Origin of the sequence: Microcoleus sp. D3_18_C4, assembly GCF_036702355.1 — a bacterium.
Lineage (GTDB): Bacteria > Cyanobacteriota > Cyanobacteriia > Cyanobacteriales > Microcoleaceae > Microcoleus.
The window spans coordinates 104921-123706 of record NZ_JAUBTF010000012.1; the positions used below are offsets into that span (position 1 = coordinate 104921).

Annotated in this window: 12 protein-coding genes; 4 read left to right on the forward strand and 8 right to left on the reverse strand. The window is 47.8% G+C overall.

Annotated features, from left to right (window positions below):
• Positions 1-6 precede the first annotated feature (6 nt).
• A complete protein-coding gene (gene hmpF, locus QUA90_RS08795) occupies positions 7-1752 on the forward strand; it encodes a pilus motility taxis protein HmpF (RefSeq protein WP_333444978.1) in 1746 nt (581 codons plus the stop codon).
• On the opposite strand, the gene tilS is transcribed toward hmpF, so the two are convergent.
• From tilS to ccsB, 3 genes are all read right to left on the reverse strand, one after another.
• Complete coding sequence (gene tilS / locus QUA90_RS08800) at positions 1749-2894, reverse strand: tRNA lysidine(34) synthetase TilS (RefSeq protein WP_333389459.1); 1146 nt, start codon at positions 2892-2894, stop codon at positions 1749-1751. The genes hmpF and tilS overlap by 4 nt on opposite strands.
• A gap of 127 nt (positions 2895-3021) precedes the next feature.
• Positions 3022-3447: a KGK domain-containing protein gene (locus tag QUA90_RS08805; RefSeq protein ID WP_333444980.1), complete on the reverse strand. Its 426-nt coding sequence runs from the start codon at positions 3445-3447 to the stop codon at positions 3022-3024.
• A gap of 277 nt (positions 3448-3724) precedes the next feature.
• On the reverse strand, positions 3725-4795 hold the full coding sequence (gene ccsB / locus QUA90_RS08810; protein ID WP_333389455.1) for a c-type cytochrome biogenesis protein CcsB: 1071 nt from the start codon (positions 4793-4795) through the stop codon (positions 3725-3727).
• Between the two features lie 682 nt (positions 4796-5477).
• Between ccsB and QUA90_RS08815 the strand changes: the two genes are divergently transcribed.
• Together QUA90_RS08815 and QUA90_RS08820 are read left to right on the forward strand one after the other, a co-directional pair.
• Complete coding sequence (locus QUA90_RS08815; RefSeq protein ID WP_333444982.1) at positions 5478-6386, forward strand: Rpn family recombination-promoting nuclease/putative transposase; 909 nt, start codon at positions 5478-5480, stop codon at positions 6384-6386.
• 175 nt (positions 6387-6561) lie between these two features.
• Positions 6562-6741: a hypothetical protein gene (locus tag QUA90_RS08820; protein ID WP_333444984.1), complete on the forward strand. Its 180-nt coding sequence runs from the start codon at positions 6562-6564 to the stop codon at positions 6739-6741.
• Between the two features lie 106 nt (positions 6742-6847).
• Here QUA90_RS08820 and QUA90_RS08825 read toward each other — a convergent pair whose 3' ends face one another.
• The 5 genes from QUA90_RS08825 to QUA90_RS08845 form a co-directional block, all read right to left on the reverse strand.
• On the reverse strand, positions 6848-8089 hold the full coding sequence (locus tag QUA90_RS08825) for an ATP-binding protein (RefSeq protein WP_333444986.1): 1242 nt from the start codon (positions 8087-8089) through the stop codon (positions 6848-6850).
• A 99-nt stretch (positions 8090-8188) separates the two neighbouring features.
• Complete coding sequence (locus tag QUA90_RS08830; RefSeq protein ID WP_333444988.1) at positions 8189-8623, reverse strand: DUF262 domain-containing protein; 435 nt, start codon at positions 8621-8623, stop codon at positions 8189-8191.
• Positions 8624-8767: 144 nt separating this feature from the next.
• Complete coding sequence (locus QUA90_RS08835; RefSeq protein ID WP_333444990.1) at positions 8768-12745, reverse strand: CHAT domain-containing protein; 3978 nt, start codon at positions 12743-12745, stop codon at positions 8768-8770.
• A gap of 1207 nt (positions 12746-13952) precedes the next feature.
• A complete protein-coding gene (locus QUA90_RS08840; RefSeq protein ID WP_333444992.1) occupies positions 13953-15707 on the reverse strand; it encodes a DUF3352 domain-containing protein in 1755 nt (584 codons plus the stop codon).
• A gap of 252 nt (positions 15708-15959) precedes the next feature.
• A complete protein-coding gene (locus tag QUA90_RS08845; protein ID WP_333389446.1) occupies positions 15960-17051 on the reverse strand; it encodes a hypothetical protein in 1092 nt (363 codons plus the stop codon).
• Positions 17052-17313: 262 nt separating this feature from the next.
• Here QUA90_RS08845 and QUA90_RS08850 point away from each other — a divergent pair, with 262 nt between their 5' ends.
• The gene (locus tag QUA90_RS08850; RefSeq protein ID WP_333445016.1) at positions 17314-18552 is read left to right on the forward strand and encodes an LL-diaminopimelate aminotransferase; all 1239 of its coding nucleotides are present in this window, start codon (positions 17314-17316) and stop codon (positions 18550-18552) included.
• The last annotated feature ends 234 nt before the right edge of the window (positions 18553-18786 follow it).

Genomic DNA, 18786 nt, shown 5'->3' on the forward strand with positions numbered 1-18786 from the left:
ATTAGTGTGCTGTATCTAGCGGAAGTACAAAAACAGAGAAGCGGCTTTGGTCTCGGTGGCGGTAAGGCTGAACTGAAACTGCTAGCTTGTCAGCGGGGCGAACATAACTGGAGCGCCGTACCAGGTGATGACGCGATCCCAGTTGAGGAAGCTAATAAGTTTAACGACGGCACGCTGGTGCTGGTTGAGTTGAGCGCTAGCAAGCAAGTGCAGCGGATTCAGGAGGCGGCCCGCCAGTTGGTGAGCATTCTGCAAAATTTCTCGCGATTGCAGGACAAGTTTAAGGATAAGGAAGAGGAAATTGAACAGTGGAAGGCTTCTCTGACGTTTTCGAGTCAGGAACTCAATCGCCGGGAAATGGAAATGCAAGCCCGCGAAGAGCAGTTGGCTCAAATGGAAGAGGAGTTGGAGCGGCTGGAGGCTCAGCGCTCAGAAATTGAAAATACTAGAGATGAAGCTAACCGACTGCGAGAGGAAGTCGATCGCAGTCGTGTGGAAATTGAGACGGCTTGGGAACAGTTGCGGGGCGAGCAGCAACGGGTGGCCCAGCAGCAGTCTGAGGTTCCGCAGGGGGCAGTAGTTGATGAGCAGCAGACGCAGAGGATTCAGGAGTTGATGCAGAAGCTGGGAGGGGCAATTGCTTCTGCCCACGGGGTGCGGGAACAACTGAATCAGTCTTTTAGTGCCGTGGGCGCTCAACAGGCAATTCTGGATCAGCACTGGCAGCAGTTGGAGCAAAAACAAAGCATAGCTCAACAGCAACAAGAAGAGGTCGATCGACAAAATCAGAGCCTCCAAAACCGCTGGCAAGAGTGGTACCAATCTCAAGAAGCTTTGGCCGGGGCTCGGGCGGAGCTTAAAGGGCAGCAAAGTACCCTCAGCGCTAAGCAGGATCAGGCTCGGTCTGTGTCTTTGCAGGTGCGGGCTGTTGAGGATATTTACCAGCAAGTTTCCAGGCTCGCATCTGCTTCGGGTGCTGCGGGTACGGAGCAAAAAGTAGATGTGTCAGCTTTGGAGAAGATGCCTGTTGACGAGTTACAGGGGCTGGTGCAACACCTGCAACAGGATTTGGAAAAGGTGTTCCGGTTTGTTAACGATCAAGAGGAGGAGTTGACTCTGCAGCGGGAGACAATCGAGGAGCTGCAAGAGAAAATTCAAGCGGCTTCCGAGTACGATCGCATGGCTTTGGAAAATGAAATGGCAGATGAACTCGAAAGTTATCAGATGTTAAACGAAACTCTGGTGGGACAGCGCCTCCGGTTGCAGGAACGGGAAGATGTTTTAAAGCAGCATCAGGCGGTGCTGTGGCGGCGGCTGGGTACTGCTAATGCTCCCAAACAAGAGCGAGGAGATATTGATTTGGGGCCTATTGTCGCACAGCTCAATACTCAGCGGGAGCAGCAAAGCCAAGAATTGCAAAGACTGGAAAACGAAATTCAGCAGGTGCGGGAAGCCCTATCCCAAATTGAGGCAAATGTCAACCGCCAAAATGGGGAAAGTGAGGCGAAACGCTACGAACTCAAGCAGTTAGAGCAGAATTTGTTCAACCAGAAAGGTGCAGTGGCGCAACTCTGGGGCAGGGTGAATGTTTATCAAGAAATGTTGCAGCCGGTGCAGGACAATTTGAATGCGCTACGACAAAAGCTCGAAGCGGCGGCGGGGGAACTCGATCGCGTGCAGCAGACAGGAGAGGAGCAAGATCGGGTAGTTTCCGATTTGCGGCAAGTCCTTTCGGCTTTGATCACAGCTTAAAATTTAATATGTAAAATTATCGCAGGGTGTTCGACTCGACCGATCGCTCCTCCAGGAAATGGATCGGTTTGCGATCGGTTGGGCGCTACGATTAAGCTGGTTAGTTTTTCTACGCTTTCAAAACTGGGCGCCGAGGGCAATATTTGTTGCAGTAGTTGCCGCATTGCCCGTCGCTGCAAGGCTAGGGCTGCTTCGCGCAAAATCGGGCGATTTAACTTGACGGGAAGTTTAAAATTCACCTGCGGGCTGTCTGCAATTGCAGACATTGCTCGCTGTAGCAAGTCGCTGGCTGCAAGTTCGAGATATTCTACGTCGGCGCGGAGGAGTTCGGCTGTTTGAGCTAGCGCTTGTTGGGCTTTTGGGTTGAAATGAGTTTCCAAATAAGGCAATAATTCCGATCGAATCCGGTTGCGTGTATATTGCAAGTCTTGATTTGTGGAATCTTCCCAAATGGGTAGTTTTTGCTCTTGACAAAATTGACCTGTTTGCGATCGAGTTATTTCCAGCAAGGGACGAACTAAATAGATTTTAGATTTTAGATTTTGGATTTTCGATGGGGAATTTTCATCCTGATTTTCCAATGTAAAATCGGCAGGTATTTGGGAGTTGGGATTTTCGCTGGAATTCCCCAATCTAAAATCGGCAATCGGCAATCGAAAATCGAGCAGGGGTCGTGTCCAGGTGAGGGCGGAAAGTCCGTCGGCACCGCTGCCGCGAATCAGGTTGTAGAGGAGTGTTTCGGCGCGATCGCTGGCTGTGTGGCCTGTAACAATGTAGGGGTAGTTGTGGGCGATCGCAATTTCAGTTAAAGCTTGATATCGCCACTTTCTGGCCGCTGCTTCTGTTTTGGAAATGTCCGAGGCTGTTTCCAAATAATAGGATATTCCCCAGTTTTTAGCTAATTGTTCTACATGATTGGCCGAGGCTTCCGAGTCAGAACGCCAACGGTGATCGCAGTGAGCAATCCCTAGATTCCAGCCCCATTTTGGCTGCAAATCTAGCAGTAATTTAATTAAACACAGAGAATCTTGTCCGCCCGATACTGCTACTAGCAATCGCTGATTTGATGGCAATATTTGTCGGTACAGCAGCGTCCTGTGAACTTGAGCGTGCAGGTGCGTCCAATTGGAAGATTCAGCCATGAGAGCAGTTTTTCATTAAGCAAAAATAAGGAAGTTAGACAACGAGCCGTGTACGGAGTTTGACCTATGGATTTTGAGCAAAGAAGGGGAAGCATCCCCCTCTCCCAATCTCTCAGTCTTTGCCTTCCTAGCTCCACATTCCTATACTTTGGGGGTCGCGGTCTGGATACCTAGAAATAGGAAAATGATTATTTATTTCTGTTGAGTCACATTGATTTAATGGCTCATCTATATCGGTTTGCTTTGAGCTATCTACGGCATAGTTTTGCACAGTGTCTGATCTTTCGGCAGCCGCAGGAAGGGCTTTTTGCTCTTTGATTTCAGGTTCCAGCGGAATGAACTCCAGACGCATTCTAAGTTTTCCTTTAGTCCAGTCTTTGCCAGCACTTAATAGCTCGCAATCCAGGCCGTCTGAAAATAATTTTTCGTCTACCAATTTTGACTGCATAATGGCCATAAATTCGCTGACTTTGAATGTACATTGATACATCAAAGCGCTGGTAGGGGCAGACACAACATCGTCTTCTTGGGGAAATATTGGCGATTCGTCCATATTAATTGTCCTTATTTTAATGAAGGAAGTTCGGCAACGGATTTTGTAACGGATGCAACGGATGTAACGGATGTGAGGAAGACCGAAGTTATAAGAAGGAAGAAAGGTCTTCGGCGAAGCTGATCGGGTAAAAAAAGGGAAGAAGGAAGAGGGAGTTAATTATTAGAATCTCGCTGGTTGAGTAAGGTGGGAATTGCCCACCCTACAACCGGAGATGATATTAATCCCGATTCTTTGACTTATCCTGTGCTTCTTTGGCCCATTGGTGGATTAGGAATTAGAAAAACCAACCGTAGGAATGTAAACCTTTGCCTAACAGATTGACGCCTAGATAGCAAATCCAAACTACCACAAAACCTGTGGCTGCTAAAATTGCTGGGCGTCTTCCCTGCCAGCCACGAGTAATGCGGGCGTGCAGGTAGGCCGCAAATACCAACCAAGTAATTAGCGCCCAAGTTTCTTTCGGGTCCCAACTCCAGTATGAGCCCCAAGCTTCGTTAGCCCAAACCGCACCGGCAATAATGCCAACTGTCAGTAAGGGGAATCCTAAACCGATGATGCGATAGCTAATGTTATCAAGAGTTTCTGCTAGATTCAATCGCTGGGGCGAGAGAAGTTCTGCGGTTTGAGTTGGGGAGGTTGATGCGGTTTGAACGGTTGCTAATTCAAGGACTGCGGTGGTGGCCGAACCGTTATTGTTGGAGTTGAAAGAGGGTTCGCTGAAAGCTAACGCGCTGTCGGCGCTGGTTTCTGCAATTTGAGGTTCGGGGTTTTGAGGGCGTTGGAGGCGGTAGTTGCCGTTGCGGTTGCTGTTGGTGCCGAAGGAACTACCGGTGAGTTCGATTTTTTGGCCGCGGGTGACGATTAAAAAGGCGATCGCCAGTAGCGCTCCTACCATTAAAGTTGAGTAACTGAGCATCATGACGCTAACGTGCATCATCAGCCAGTTTGATTTGAGGGCGGGTACTAGGGGCTCTGCAGATTGCATGGTGGCGGGCAGAGTCAGGGCTGCAAAGGCGGATATTGCCATTGCTACGGGGGATGTGGCTACTCCTACTAAGCGGGAACGGCTCATGTTTTCCGCGACTAGGTGGATGGCGGTGATTCCCCAAACTAGGAAAAATAGGGATTCGTAGAGGTTGCTTAAGGGGAAGTAGCCGGCTTCTATCCATCGAGAACCGAGTAAAGCGGCGATGGATAGGTTGGCGACGGCCATTCCTGCGGTTCCTAGGGCTGATAGGTAGGGAATGCCGGGGAATGCTGCGCCAACCCAGTAAATGAGCATTGTGGAGAACAAAACGGCAAAGGAGATGTTGTCCAGCCAGTTCTGGAGTACGACCAGATCCATAAAAATTACTCCGGTAGTGTTTTTACTTATTTTTGCTAACTAGATCGATCGTACTGGGGTTGGGCAGTTTTGGGTTTGGGATTTTGAATTTTTGTGGCAATTATGAGTGGTTGGCGGTTGTTGAGGTGGGAGCGGGCGATCGACCGGACGCATCAAACAAGCTACTATTGACCCACCAGACGAGTGTCACCCCGTCAAGTCACGCTGGTTGATTCTGGCTGAGGGCTTGAGGTTGGACGAGTTGAAAGTAAGGAAACACGGAATGCTGATGGGCGAAATTCGATCGCCGATTAACAAAATTAGGACTTACGCAGAGGGGGCCAGAAACCGGGTTTTTTTTAGGAAAATCCTTTGTTCGTACTCGAAGATTAAGTAAAAAACCCGGTTTCTTTGTCGGGAGTGCGTCTAGGACTGAAAATATAGGATGTTTTTTGATCTGGGGCTATCTGGAATCCTTTAGAATTGATTGAGCTGATTACCGACTTGCTGTTTTTGCAACCAGCAAAAAAACGGGTATCGTGCCACGTACAATCGTTGTGGATACTCCCCAAATTTTAGGCTAAAGCTCAACCTCCCAGATTTATCAAGGCGAGTCAAATCTAAAATCTAAAATCTAAAATCTAAAATCTAAAATCGACTGACGGTTGGAGCAGTTGTATAGGCTAGAGGAGATGTTGGGTTAATGCGTCGAGATTCAATATTTTACAAGTTATTTCAAGAAGCTCCGACGCTGCTGTTTGAGCTATTGGAACAGTCACCATCGAATGCGGAACAGTATCGATTTGACTCCGTTGCTGTGAAGGAACCGAAGTTTGAAATTGATGGGGTGTTTTTGCCGCCGGATGCTGAGCCTGGAGTTGTATATTTCTGTGAGGTGCAGTTTCAGCGGGATGAATTGTTGTATGAGCGATTGTTTGGGGAGTCGTTTTTGTATTTTTATCGCAACCGTCAGCGATTTACAGATTGGGAAGCGGTGGTAATTTATCCTACTCGATCGACTGAACAATCAGAAACACATCCGTATCGATCGCTCTTGAACTGCAATCAGGTGCATCGCGTATATTTGGATGAGTTGGGGGAGATTGAACAGTTGCCGCTGGGGGTGGCGCTGATGGCTTTGACGACTATCGACGAAGCGAGTACGCCGGAAGTGGCGCGATTGTTGCTGGCGCGATCGCAGCGGGAGGAATCTGAGGCAGCGAGTCGCGCCATAATAGAGATGCTGACGACGATACTGGTTTACAAGTTTACAAATTTGAACCGAAGGGAGGCAGAGGCGATGTTAGGGATTACGCTTGAGGAAACTCGGTTTTATCGGGAAGCGAAGGAAGAAGGCCTTGAGCAAGGCATCGAACAAGGCATTGTACAAGGTATTGTGCAAGGCCGCGAACAAGAAGGAAGAGCCTTGATTTTACGTCTGTTAAATCGCCGTCTGTTAAATCGGCGAGTTGGAACATTACCGGAATCTATCACCACTAGAATTGCTGATTTGTCGATCGAGCAAATTGAAACTCTAGCAGAGGAATTGTTAGATTTTCAGTCGATCGAGGATTTAGAGGTTTGGCTGGAGAATTTGCCGCAGGGAGAGTGAAACGAGGTTAGGAATTGCATTTGAGGGGGCGATCGCGCCATTTACGCGCACAAACACATCAAACGTACTCCCCCTCTAATTCCTGGGTTTTAGGGTTTTTTTGGTGCATCCGCCGTTGCTGAGAGGATATTAAGGGTGCGATCGGGCATTCTTCCGGCGGATTAGAAGCGGATTGATGATGGTGGAAGATGTTTTGGGCGATCGGGCTTTCTCAAATTTCCGTAAAGCTTCTGTAAAGCAATTTACATCTTTAAAAGTTTGGGTAAATCTCAAAAAAGCAATCAAGGGTAGTCCTGCATATAGCCTTTCTCAGAAATATGGAGTAGCAGAAACCCTGTGTTCTCAAGCTTTTTAAGTGGGATTGTGTACCGCTATAGTAAGGATACTTAAGGCTTTCACTCTCTAGATAAACTGGCGTTATGCTAAAGATTCCCTACTATCTCATGCCCTCTCTTCGTAAACTACTTTTGAAAAAGTTGAAAAACAGCAAGTAGTTTGGGTCCTTCAGCTTCTACAGTTGAAGAGTCCTCCCTAATAAAAGCTTTTTTACCTACAAAAGAAACCTCTTTTTGAGATGGAACATGAATTCTAATCACAAACAATTCTTTGTAGCATATAGGCTCAATTTTCATCAGAACCTGAGTTTTTAAGGGGTCAGTCAAATCCGATTTTTTTATTGCATTAATTAATATCCCAACATAATCCTCTAGCGTTTTACCTGAAACCCTAGCTTCTCTATCAATTCCTACAACATATCTATCATTGATTTCAATAGGATCAATCCCATCTAAATTTTTAATTTTTTCTGCGTCTTGCTTTTTATCCGCCACTCCCAAGAAAATATATCCATCAGTCTCTGGATCGGAGTTAGCAATGCCGCAAATTGTCTCCACAAGTCTCTGGGGCAAATCATTATTTAGTTTTCTACTTGCTGACAGATCAAGCAAACCTTGCTTGCACTCATACTTGGCAGTTTCTATACGAGAACGAAGTAAGGAATTTTTGAAGGCTTGTATCAACTCAGCACCTTGTCCTAGAGTGGATTTATCTTTTTCCGCGAAGTAGTCTTGTATCAATCCCTTTGTTTTATTAATATTCTTAATACGATCCGTTATCTCTGCATATCGCTTGCTTAGCTGTAAGCTCTTCTGAAGATTTGTGAGTGCTTCCATAATCTTTTGAGGGTCGGCAGGTAGACGTTCGGACTCAATTATTAATTCAAAAAAAGCCATGAATATTGTATAGAAAGCCTGCGGTATTGGATTATTAATGCCTGGGTTTACGATATTTTGTAAACACTTATTATCTGAGCTATATCTTTCAATAGTTTCTCCCAAAATGGAGAAGGTTTTGACAATTTCTTCTTCTAGTCTATTTGAGCCATAACTTGCAAGCTTCTTCTCTATTAACTGGAAGTCCTTGCTGTCTTCATCATACAGACTATCTAGCCTCTCTCTGCTTCTTTGTAGGGGCTTATTAAGTAATATCGATGCTGCAATATCTGCGATCATATCTTCATCGTTACTATCACGCAGTTGAGATATTGTAAGAATTCCTTGCTTGCACCACAAAGTGTCTTCTGCTTGAATGCCATAACCTTGATTATTCTGTTTGGAATCAATACTAACCTGGGGCATATCAAATAGGTGAAGCGTTTTCCGAGTATCATCCCCCCGCAACTGCATAGCAATTGTACGAACCACTTCTGCGAATGATGTCGTTACACCTGCTTGTCGTCTCTCTTGATTGCTTAAATGCTTACCACCGGAATTTATTCTGCCAAAAACCTCTGTTATATCGCTTTAATCCATTGCAGTGTAAATGGTTACTGCAAGCTGATAATCTAAAATATCTGCACATTCTTTTCTATCTAATTTATCAAAATTTTCTTCAAATTCAAATACCTTGTCATCAGCTAATTGTTTGGCATGGGAGAACTCGTTAAGATCGAAATACCTGCCCTTAAATGCAAATAAATTTTCAATGAAACCACAAATAGCATTAATTCGCTGCATACCATCTATGATCTCATACTTTCCACTTCCATGAACTTGAGGACGTTCTGCTAGTAGAATTAAAGGAATTGGATATCCCTTTAAAATGCTTCCAATCAGTTTTTCTTTTTCTTCAACTGACCAAATTAATTTTCTTTGATACTTTCTGTTTACCAATAACTCACCTGACCGATAGTGCCGATAAGCCGTAGTGACTGTCATTCCGCGTGGAACAATGCTCATACTTATGCTCGCTTTAAGTCAAGATTTTGAGAATAGTATAATACTATCGATCGAGTAAAACCAATATTGTTACCAAGGATTGCCCCGCGGTAAGATGCACAGAGCGCACCCTACAGATAGAGGTTCTGCATAAGTCCTCTCTTTTCACCAAGGATTGCCAATCATTCTAAAAGCAGACCAATAATAAGGATGAGAAAAATTCTGACTCCCCACGTTTGCCAATTCCGGGGGTAAGGGCAGATTGCCAACAGAAGTGTGCAGCATCCCCCCTTCAATTCGCACCTCTTGTCGCAACATCGCTAATTGCGCTTGCCGGAGTGCTTCTGCTTTAATCGGAGCAGTTTTTAACTGCGCGTAAAACTCCGACATCAACCCCAAACTGCCCTCGTCGCTGACATACCAAAGAGTCGCCATAGCCGATTTAACCCCGGCTTGCACGGCTAACCCGCCAAAGCCCAACTCGGCCTCTCGATCGCCCACAGCAGTCCTGCAAGCGCTCAAAACTAACATTTCCACTTGCGGGCTGTGCCATCCCATTTGTCGTAACTGATTTAAACGCAGTTTAGTATCCCACAACTGAATAAAGGATTGGCTGGGGTCTCCCGATCGAAATTCGGCGTGAGTAGCCAAGTGAATCATCCCAAAAGGATACTGCTGGCGCTGCGATTTCAAATTAGCCAGGGTAAAAGCTTCATTCAAGAAAGACTTGCCCGGCCACTGCTGCGGGGTGATGGTCGATACTTCTATTTCCGCCGCGGGCAAAGGACTCATATCTGCAAATTGCGACGCCCCCATTGCCAGAACTTGGGTATTTTTGAAATTGGTGGCGCTGGTATCTGTCAAACTCAGACTCGGCATCGATCCAACACTGTAACGCTCTACCAGAAAGCCTTTACCGTCGTGCAGCGCACCCATCGGTATCGATCGCAACCCCATATCTGAGATAAAAGATAAATTCTCAATTCCTTTGGCTTGCAGTTCTGCTTCGAGTGGCGCTACCATCCACTGGTAAAGTTGCTGAGCCAAGGGCAAATAACTTGTAGTCTTGCGCTTTACCGGATTAGTCAGTTCATCGCGAAATTTCCGAACAGCTTCCATTACCTGGGCGCGAGAGGTTCCAGGGATGCGCTGGCGAACGGGCACACCTTCCGGGGTGATCACAATCATTTCCAGTTCGTCAGAGGCTTGAATTTGCTGTTCTACACGCAAGATGGACGAACTGCTGTAAGGCCGATCGACTGTAGAACCCCTGGGTACAAAGCTGATATAAATGAGAGCTGGTTTGATGCCTGTGGCTTGTTGGACACTGCGAAGGGTATTTTGGGCATCTTCTAGGGTGGCGATCGTATTTGTTGATGGCAAATTTAGGTAATCGACAAACTCCCTGGTGAATCTACCCTCGACGGGAAAAATAACGGCGCCGAGGTCGGTTGGCAACTTGGAAGCGTCAAGATTCCCAAACGCGGGAGGTGAAATGCGCTGTTGCAAGGAATTAGATATCTGGTTTTGCTCTTGCAAGCTGGGCGAAAATAAAGGATTTGTGCTGGGTGGCTGGTTGGCTGCGAGCTCCGGTGTCGGTATCGGTGCGAGATTTCTGGGCGCAGCAGCAGGCGCAACCACTGGATTTTGAGTAATTGTTGGTGCTGGCGCTGGCGCTGGTGCTGGAGTTGGTAGGGATGATCGCGGGGGAGTCGGCGCTGGTGCGGGCGCTGGTGCTGGTGCTGGTGCTGGTGCGGGCGCTGGTGCTGGTGCGGGCGCTGGTACAGGAGCGGGCGCTGGTGCGGGCGCTGGTACAGGAGCAGGCGCTGGTACAGGAGCAGGCGCTGGTACAGGAGCAGGCGCTGGTGCGGGTGCGGGTGCGGGTGCGGGCGCTGGTGCTGGTGCCGGTGCTGGTGCTGGTGCTGGAGTTGGTAGGAATGCTTGTGGGGGAGTCGGCGCGGGTGCTGGGGCGGGGGCGGGTGCTGGTGCCGGTGCTGGTGCGGGTGCGGGTACTGGCGCGGGTGCGGGTACTGGTGCGGGTGCTGGTACTGGTGCGGGTGCTGGTACTGGTGCGGGTGCTGGTACTGGTGCGGGTGCTGGTGCGGGCGCTGGTGTGGGCGCTGGTGCGGGTGCGGGTGCGGGTTCAGGTGCGGGTTCAGGTGCTGGTGCTGGTGCGGGTTCAGGTGCTGGTGCTGGTGCGGGCGCTGGTGCGGGTGCTGGTGCGGGTTCAGGTGCTGGTGCGGGTGCTGGTACTGGTGTGGGCGCTGGTGCTGGTGTGGGCGCTGGTGCTGGTGCGGGCGCTGGTGCGGGCGCTGGTGCGGGCGCTGGTGCGGGTGCGGGCGCGGGTGTGGGCGCTGGTGCGGGCGCTGGTGCGGGCGCTGGTGTGGGCGCTGGTGCGGGCGCTGGTGTGGGCGCTGGTGCGGGCGCTGGTGTGGGCGCTGGTGCGGGCGCTGGTGCGGGCGCTGGCGATACTGAAGAAGCCGTAATGTTAATTTGGGTCGGCTGTACTATCTGAGGATCGGGGCTGAAATAACTTCCCTGTGTAATCACATTTTCCTTCTTTGGACCGCCGGTGGCAATGCTGCCAGCAGTACCGTTGACTCTGTTATAGTCTGGCCCGATGCTGAAAAGAGTGTTCGAGGCTTCGCCACCGTGGCGAATGGTGATATCTCCACCATTAGCGCTACCAGTAGTGGATGCGGAAATGCTGCAAGCTTGCGACAAGCAGTTGCTATCGTTTGTGAAAGTGCCTGTCGCTCGGAAATTACCGCCGGCTGTAATGTCAATCTTTCCTCCGCCTGTTAGGCCTTCGGTGTTGATATGGGTTACTTCGATGTCGTTGCGGGCGTTGAGGGTGACTTCGCCACCTTGTTTTTCTTGGGAGTTGGCGTCTATGAACCCTGTTTGAATGCTGCTTGAGGGTGCTGCAATACTAACGTCTCCGGCGTTGCTGTTTTTGTCGATCGACCCTGCCTTGATATTGCCTGTTTCTACTTTTCCGGTACGGCTGGTGACGGTGATGTTGCCGCCTGCGGTGGTGTCGGAATGGGAGTCGAGATCGACAGTGCGAATGTCGCCACTAGCTTGTAGGGCGATTTGGCCACCTTGGGAACTTGTCAGGTTTCCGCTGACTGTAATGGTGTTGGCTGCTTGAATGTCGATCGCCTGAGCGTTTGCATCTTTTAGTGCCACGTCCCCCGCAGCTACTGCTCGGTTAGAGGCCGTGAGTACCACTTCACCGCTGGCATTGACGCTGATGCCTGTAGCGTTTGTTTCACCAATGCCGGTGAGCAGTTCGGGCAAGGATGCGATCGAGAATGTCGAAGCTGTTGGCGCTGTTCCTGGGCTCGTCGCTGAGGGCGGCTCGATTTCCAAACTCAGCAAATTGCCTCGCTGGCTGACGCGGACTAAATTTTTCCCGATGACTGATGCTACGGTAATTTGACCGCCTGGGGCAGAAAGGCTGCCGGTGCTGACAACGGTGCCGCCCACCAAGGTTAAGTTCTGCCCTGACTTCACTGCTAAGTCGGCTGTGCTGATAATTGCCCCTGCTTGATCGGCCCCAAAAGTAAAGGAATTGGGCGCGCCTGTCAGAGATGCGTAAGTGCTACTACCGACAGCGTTAAACGAGTTTGAACCAAATCCAATAGCGGTGGCGGTGGTTGCTGTGAAAGAAGCCGGCACGTTTAAGCTGGCACTGTTGCCAAATATGATGCCGGATGGATTCATCAGAAACAAGTTAGAATTGCCGCCGGTTACTTGAATTAAGCCGTTAATAATCGAGGGGTTGCCGCCGCCTATGCCCGCTAAAATGTTGCGAATGTTAGGGTTTGATATAAAGTTGGCAATCTGATTTTCCGACAAGCCGAATTCTGTAAAGCTGTGGAAAAGATTTTGTCGATCGCTCGATAATTGTCCGCCTTCAATATCGAAGCGAGTTGGCTGCCCAGGAGTTCCGTTTTGCGCTGCGGGAGTGACGGTAGTACCCGTTGCGTCCGCCGCTGGAACAATTGTTTGACCTTCGGCTTTTGCTTGCCAAAAGTAAAGATTTATTAAGACTATTTGCAGAGCAAGTGCCAGTTTGCTTATTCTTGCTTTTGATAGAAATTTCGACGTTTTTTGAATATTTTTGACGGTTTTCATAGGTTTTTAATGGGTAAAATATATAAATCACAGAAATTAGGTAAAAAAATCGGCTTTTTAGAAAAAACTTGGGTTGACGGCTGTGTCACTAAATATCTGCACATCTGTGCTGTGTCTGGTCAATGTGCGTAGAAGATTGGAAATCCACCCCTCATTTTCAGAGGGGGTATTAGTGAGTTATTCTGTGAGTTTTATTGCTAAGTAAGCTTGACCTGGTAAATGTTCACGTTCCCTTGTTAGGAAAGCGATACGCTTTATCAACCTGTTTACTCGTTCCTTAATCGCCTTCGACACTGCATAATGCTGGTGTTTACATCACGGTGTTATGACCAGATGAAAGTGGTCAGTTAAGACGCTTGACGGCAGGTTCCGATGTTGTACAGGTGCTGACTAGGAATGCCAATATCTGCATAGGTTTTTCGGAACAGTTGAAGACGCTATATTTATGAAGCAACCGGGTTCCTGACTGCAAGTGCATTTAGGAGTCAATGGGTAGAATTTGCCTCTGCTTTTGCAATTTTTTCAGAGTATCTTCTCCACATTCTAAATATAACTTGAAATGCCTAGGCTCTGTATCTTCCGCATGACATATTAATAAAACATAACAAAAACGGCCTTTCTAGAGGCTATCCGACGCCTAGAAACCCGGTTTTTTAAATATTATTGATAGTCTGAAGGAAGGATGGGGGTTCAAAAACTAGGTTTCTGCGTCCAAGACTGACCGGGAAACATCCCCAAATATTTTATACACAAGAAAAAATACTATACGCTTGCCGAAAATTAAAATTATGGAAAGAAGAAATGAGAAGGAGTCAAAAGACAGAATTCAGAAGGTAGAATACCCCCTGCCTGAAGTGAGAGTTAAGGGTCACGGAAAGAATTTTTGTGATCCACGATTAAAATCGGGGCTTTAAACCTCGATTCTCGATCCTGTCGCACAGAATCCCTTATGGATTCTGGCTGCTGAATTGTTCTTCAGTAAGTCAAATTGTTAGAGTGTTCAGAAACCCGGTTTATTTAAAAAACCGGGCTTTTGGGTTTATTTGTGTGAGGTTTTGTGAAGTAAAACTCCTTAAATCCGACTCTATTTCCTTCTTGCAGTCAACTCCACTATTGCCGATTTTGAGCTGCTGCTTTTCGGTTTTAATCGATCGCCCTGTGGGTGTTTAAGGGGGTGTGCAGGCGGATTTGTGGCAGGATTTAAGAGTTAATTGGGTGAAGTTTGGACAGTGGGCGAGGGACTGGGTGAAGCAGAGCGCGGTGAAGCAGGGCGCGGTGAAGGATTTGCAGAAGGAGTGGATGGGGTGGATTTTTTGAGACCGACAAAAGCGTCATAACGGGTGGTACGATCGCCAATCACGGCCGCTGTAACGCCGATCGACCGCGTGGCGTCTATCCACATTTTTTGGTTGGGAGGAAACTCCGGCAAAGCTAGGTTTTTCGGGTTAAACGCACTCTCGGTGTCAATGAAGAAATTGCCGTTGTGGGGTTTAAGTTCCGATCGGACAGTTTTCTGGAACAGTTCGCTGCTTAAAAGCGGACTTTTCGGTTCCGGAATGATCGAATCAACCACGGGAGCTCCTACTGTCATAAACGCTACATTGTTCATCCAGCCGCGAGTTACCGTAATCCCTCCAAACGGCGATGTCCATTTAATCGCCGGTTTGCCGCCGACTTGAATTTCCTCCACTCTAAATCCTTTACTTTTCATCGTTTCATCAAGCTGTTTCAGGGATTTGTTCGCTGCGCCCTGGTTGTTTGTTTCCACCATAAATACAAATCCGGCAGCAAATTTGTCTCTGGGATTCTGGGCGGGCGCTGGTATTAATGATAGAGAAAATTCTCCCGCCATCCAGTTCATCAAGTCTTTATCTAAATCCAAGCCGGTAGTGGATTTTAAACCTGTGCGTAAAACTTGGGGATTAATTGGGGAAATCGGGTTTGCATCGGCTCCTAATACGTAGTCTTGCCACAAACGCTGCAAGTTGCCGCCGGATACCATCATTATTGTATTGTTTGGCAGGCGGTTAACCATTTTTAGAGCATTGTTTTCTACTGCTATCCTTCTGGTAGAATCTGGTTTTAGCCAAGAGACTGATTTGAACGCAATTCCTTCTACATCCAGCGTCGCTGTGGTGGCAAATCCCTGATTTTGTTGCAGTTTTTCGAGGCTTTCTGGCGAAATTTCACGGGCTGAGTTGGCGGCGGCATAGGCGGTGGCAACGGGCATATTGACGTAGATTTGACCGAAAGCGCCCGGACTTTTTATTTTGTCTATGGCGTCTGCATAGCCAGGGGTTTTTGCTAGGGAAGGTTCGCCTTTGTAGGTGTCGATTATTCTGTCTGTAGCGCTAGGATCTGTGGTGACTGCTAGATAGCTTGTGCCGAGTACCGCGACGGAGAAATTGCGATCGGGTACGCCTTGAGTTTCTGTGACTTGGACGCCTTTATAATTACGCTCAACTATTTTTCCTTGGCTGAGAGGCCTGGGTTTTGTTAATAATTCTTTGGCTTTGATCGGGTTGGCAATTGGCAGGATAATTGCCACTGACTGTTGAATTGGCGGAGATGGTGGCGCGTTGGGTGCGGGCGGGGGGGCTGGTATAGCTATTTTGTTGCGGAGAAAGGCTACCATTGCTGTGTTACCCACCCAGGGTTGAATGTCTTGCTGGTAGACGTAGCCGTTGCTTGTGAGCAGGCGATCGCGCATTTCCGTTAAAAACCTCTCAAACGAAGCTTTTGACTCCAGCGTGCCAAACTCTCGCAGTTTATTCCACTGGGATTCATCGGTGGTGATGGATAGGGCCATCATCGTATCTTGCGGGACAACCGTTGCCCCCGGCGGCAAATCTTTGGCGGGCCCACGGGAAATGACGAGGTAGTAGGTGACAAAGCCTAAACCGATCAGAAGTGTGGCGGCTCCGATCGTAAACAGCAGGGAAGATTTATCTTTCTTAAACATTATTCGTAAGGTTCGGGTGCTCGCAACATGATAGATTATTTTCTTGGCTCATGTAGCAGATACATTAGCAGATACATTAGCAGATACATTTAACCGGGCAAATTTAGGAAACTCGAATTTACCCCTCCGGGAACAACCAGAAAAACAGTCCTTACTTGCATCAGACAGTAGGTTAGGCTCGTGGAACGAAACCTAACACAAAAAATGTAGCAAGACTTTTGTGCCAGTTGGCCTTAGTCCTGATTAATCGAATCAGTTTCTGGCCTTAAAGTCTTTAAAGATAGTTTGAAACGAGTACATCAGCCGGTGGACATCGTTTGTGGCTCTCGGAAAAATGTTTAGCTCCCATTTTTTGCGAGCGGTAGTTAGGAGTTTTGCGACGGGTTGAGAGTAACTGTTTGAAATGAAATAGCTGCCACCTTCGTAGCGAATATCTGACGCTAAGCCGATAAAAGCACCAGCCATTTCTAGTTTTAGTTCCGAGGTGCTGTGTTCCGACTTTACTGCTAAAATTACCTGCGAGTGTCGGGGTTCGCGGTTGAGCAAGCGGCAGATATTTGCTTCTTTTTGGGACAAAATTAAAACGTTGCAGTTGTGCAGAACTCCGGCTCTACCTTGGACTTTTACTCCTAGGTGAACTTCCAGGGCGGGTTTGTCGGGAAATTCCACAACAGCATGAGTATAGGGATGTGCAGTTCCGTGAATTTTTCCCGCTGTTTTTCTAAAGGTTAAATATTTCGGTGTTTCGTCGTCTAAAACATTGTTGTAATAAATGGTACCGCCTTCATTAGCAACTGCTTTTAGCAAGATGGTAAAGAGGTAAGTGTCAAAAATTCTGGATTGTTCTGCCGCTGTGTTAAATTCGGGATCGATCGAGCTTTTTAATTTGCTTTTAATTTCGGAATTTATGGCGTAGTTGCTGGGCCCGGAGGGCAGTTTTTCGAGCAAGTGCTTGAGGGCGATCGCCTGTTTGTGGCGGGGGGCTGTGACGCTGGAGGTAAACTCAATTGTTTTGGCAGTTTCGGCACCTGAATTGGCAAAGGTAATTTTTGTGCCGAGGGGAGAGGTTTCGGATTCTACTTTTAAGAAATAAGCAATTTCGTCTTCCATTTCGGAAGTGTTGACCGTCGCTTGCTCGACTGCATCAATTAACAGCAAAAGTTGTTCTTTTGCTGTATAATCTTCTATCTTGAGCAGGGGTGTTTTTCTTTTGAGCGATCGCTCTTCAATTACTTTGCCTATCTCTACAGTATCTGCTACTTGTTGAACTACCCAACCTAAATTAAACTCATTCAGAATTGCCGCCAGTTCCTGATAGAGTTTGGCGTACTCAATCTCGTCCATAATGGTTTCTGCACTGCACACTATTCTGATTATACAAGATAGTTTGATTTTTTGGTCAATGGCTGGTCAGCAACTGAGAAGATTGCCTGTAATGGCTGAGTATCCGAGTGTTTGAGTGTCCGAGTGGGGAAAATCTTCCTCTTCCGTGAACCTCTTCCGTCACATCGGTTAAATCCTTTACAGCATCGGTTGCCGAACTTCCTGCTTCTGGAGAGAGACAATTGGGAGTAAGCTATTGTACGACATTTGTAGCGATCGAACTATGGCAACTATCAACGACAACTACCTCAAACTCAAAGCCGGCTACCTGTTTCCCGAAATTGGGCGCAGAGTGAAAGCCTATGCAGAGGCGAATCCCGAAGCGCCCATCATCCGGCTGGGGATTGGCGACGTGACTGAACCGCTACCGGCTGCTTGTCGGGAGGCGATGGTGAAGGCGGTGGAAGATATGGGCTCGCGGGATACCTTTAAAGGATACGGCCCGGAACAAGGTTATGAGTGGCTGCGGGAGAAAATTGCCGAGCACGATTTTAAGTCGCGGGGATGCGATGTTGATGCTTCGGAAATCTTTATTTCTGATGGTTCTAAGTGCGATTGCGGCAATATTCTCGATATCTTTGGCAACAATAATACGATCGCAGTTACCGATCCAGTTTATCCGGTGTATGTAGACACTAACGTGATGGCTGGACACACGGGAGATGCGAACGAAAATGGCGAATACGGCGGCTTAGTTTACCTGCCAATTACAGCCGAAAACAATTTTACTGCCCAAATTCCCACCGACAAAAAAGTCGATTTAATTTACTTGTGTTTTCCGAATAACCCGACGGGGGCAACTGCAACTAAGGAACACTTGCAAGCTTGGGTAAATTATGCTAAAGCTAACGGTTCGATTATTTTCTTCGATGCGGCCTACGAAGCGTATATTACCGATCCGAGTTTACCGCATTCTATCTACGAAATTGAAGGTGCACGGGATTGTGCGATCGAATTTCGTTCTTTTTCCAAAAATGCTGGTTTTACGGGTACTCGCTGTGCGTTAACCGTTGTACCGAAGACTTTGACTGGAAAAGCAGCAGATGGTTCCGATATCGAAATTTGGAAGCTGTGGAACCGCCGCCAATCTACTAAGTTTAACGGTGTTTCTTACATTGTGCAGCGCGGTGCTGAGGCGGTTTATTCGGAGGCTGGCAAGGCACAGATTCAGGCTTTAGTCAATTTTTACATGGAAAATGCTGCGATTATTCGCGAGAAATTGACAGCGGCGGGAATCGAGGTTTTTGGTGGCGAAAATGCACCTTATGTGTGGGTGAAAACGCCTCACGGTTTGTCGAGTTGGGATTTCTTTCAGAAGTTGCTGGAAACTTGCAATGTGGTGGGAACTCCGGGTTCTGGTTTTGGTGCAGCGGGTGAGGGTTATTTCCGCATTTCGGCGTTTAATAGTCGGGAGAATGTGGAGGAGGCGATGAGACGGATTGTGGAGAAGTTTAAGGTTTAATCTCATCTCCTGCTTAAACGGAAAGGCCGCCAGCCCGCCAGGGAATTCATTCCCTGGCTAATAGCGAAAGTCCTCTGAAGAGGACTAATGATTTCTTCAGTCCTCTTCAGAGGACTTTCGCTTTGAGACAGGGGTTTCAACCCCTGGCGGACTGCCGGAATCAGCGAAAAATCATTAATTTAATATGTTGTGGAACCGGCCGGAAAGCCTGTTCATGAAAATAGTAGAAGATGT

What these genes read in the sequence shown, in the direction of transcription:
- tilS (WP_333389459.1), bottom strand. Translation starts at nt 2,894, where the DNA reads ATGGCTGAATCTTCCAATTGGACGCACCTGCACGCTCAAGTTCACAGG.
- QUA90_RS08805 (WP_333444980.1), bottom strand. Translation starts at nt 3,447, where the DNA reads ATGGACGAATCGCCAATATTTCCCCAAGAAGACGATGTTGTGTCTGCC.
- ccsB (WP_333389455.1), bottom strand. Translation starts at nt 4,795, where the DNA reads ATGGATCTGGTCGTACTCCAGAACTGGCTGGACAACATCTCCTTTGCC.
- QUA90_RS08815 (WP_333444982.1), top strand. Translation starts at nt 5,478, where the DNA reads ATGCGTCGAGATTCAATATTTTACAAGTTATTTCAAGAAGCTCCGACG.
- QUA90_RS08820 (WP_333444984.1), top strand. Translation starts at nt 6,562, where the DNA reads ATGATGGTGGAAGATGTTTTGGGCGATCGGGCTTTCTCAAATTTCCGT.
- QUA90_RS08830 (WP_333444988.1), bottom strand. Translation starts at nt 8,623, where the DNA reads ATGAGCATTGTTCCACGCGGAATGACAGTCACTACGGCTTATCGGCAC.
- QUA90_RS08835 (WP_333444990.1), bottom strand. Translation starts at nt 12,745, where the DNA reads ATGAAAACCGTCAAAAATATTCAAAAAACGTCGAAATTTCTATCAAAA.
- QUA90_RS08840 (WP_333444992.1), bottom strand. Translation starts at nt 15,707, where the DNA reads ATGTTTAAGAAAGATAAATCTTCCCTGCTGTTTACGATCGGAGCCGCC.
- QUA90_RS08845 (WP_333389446.1), bottom strand. Translation starts at nt 17,051, where the DNA reads ATGGACGAGATTGAGTACGCCAAACTCTATCAGGAACTGGCGGCAATT.
- QUA90_RS08850 (WP_333445016.1), top strand. Translation starts at nt 17,314, where the DNA reads ATGGCAACTATCAACGACAACTACCTCAAACTCAAAGCCGGCTACCTG.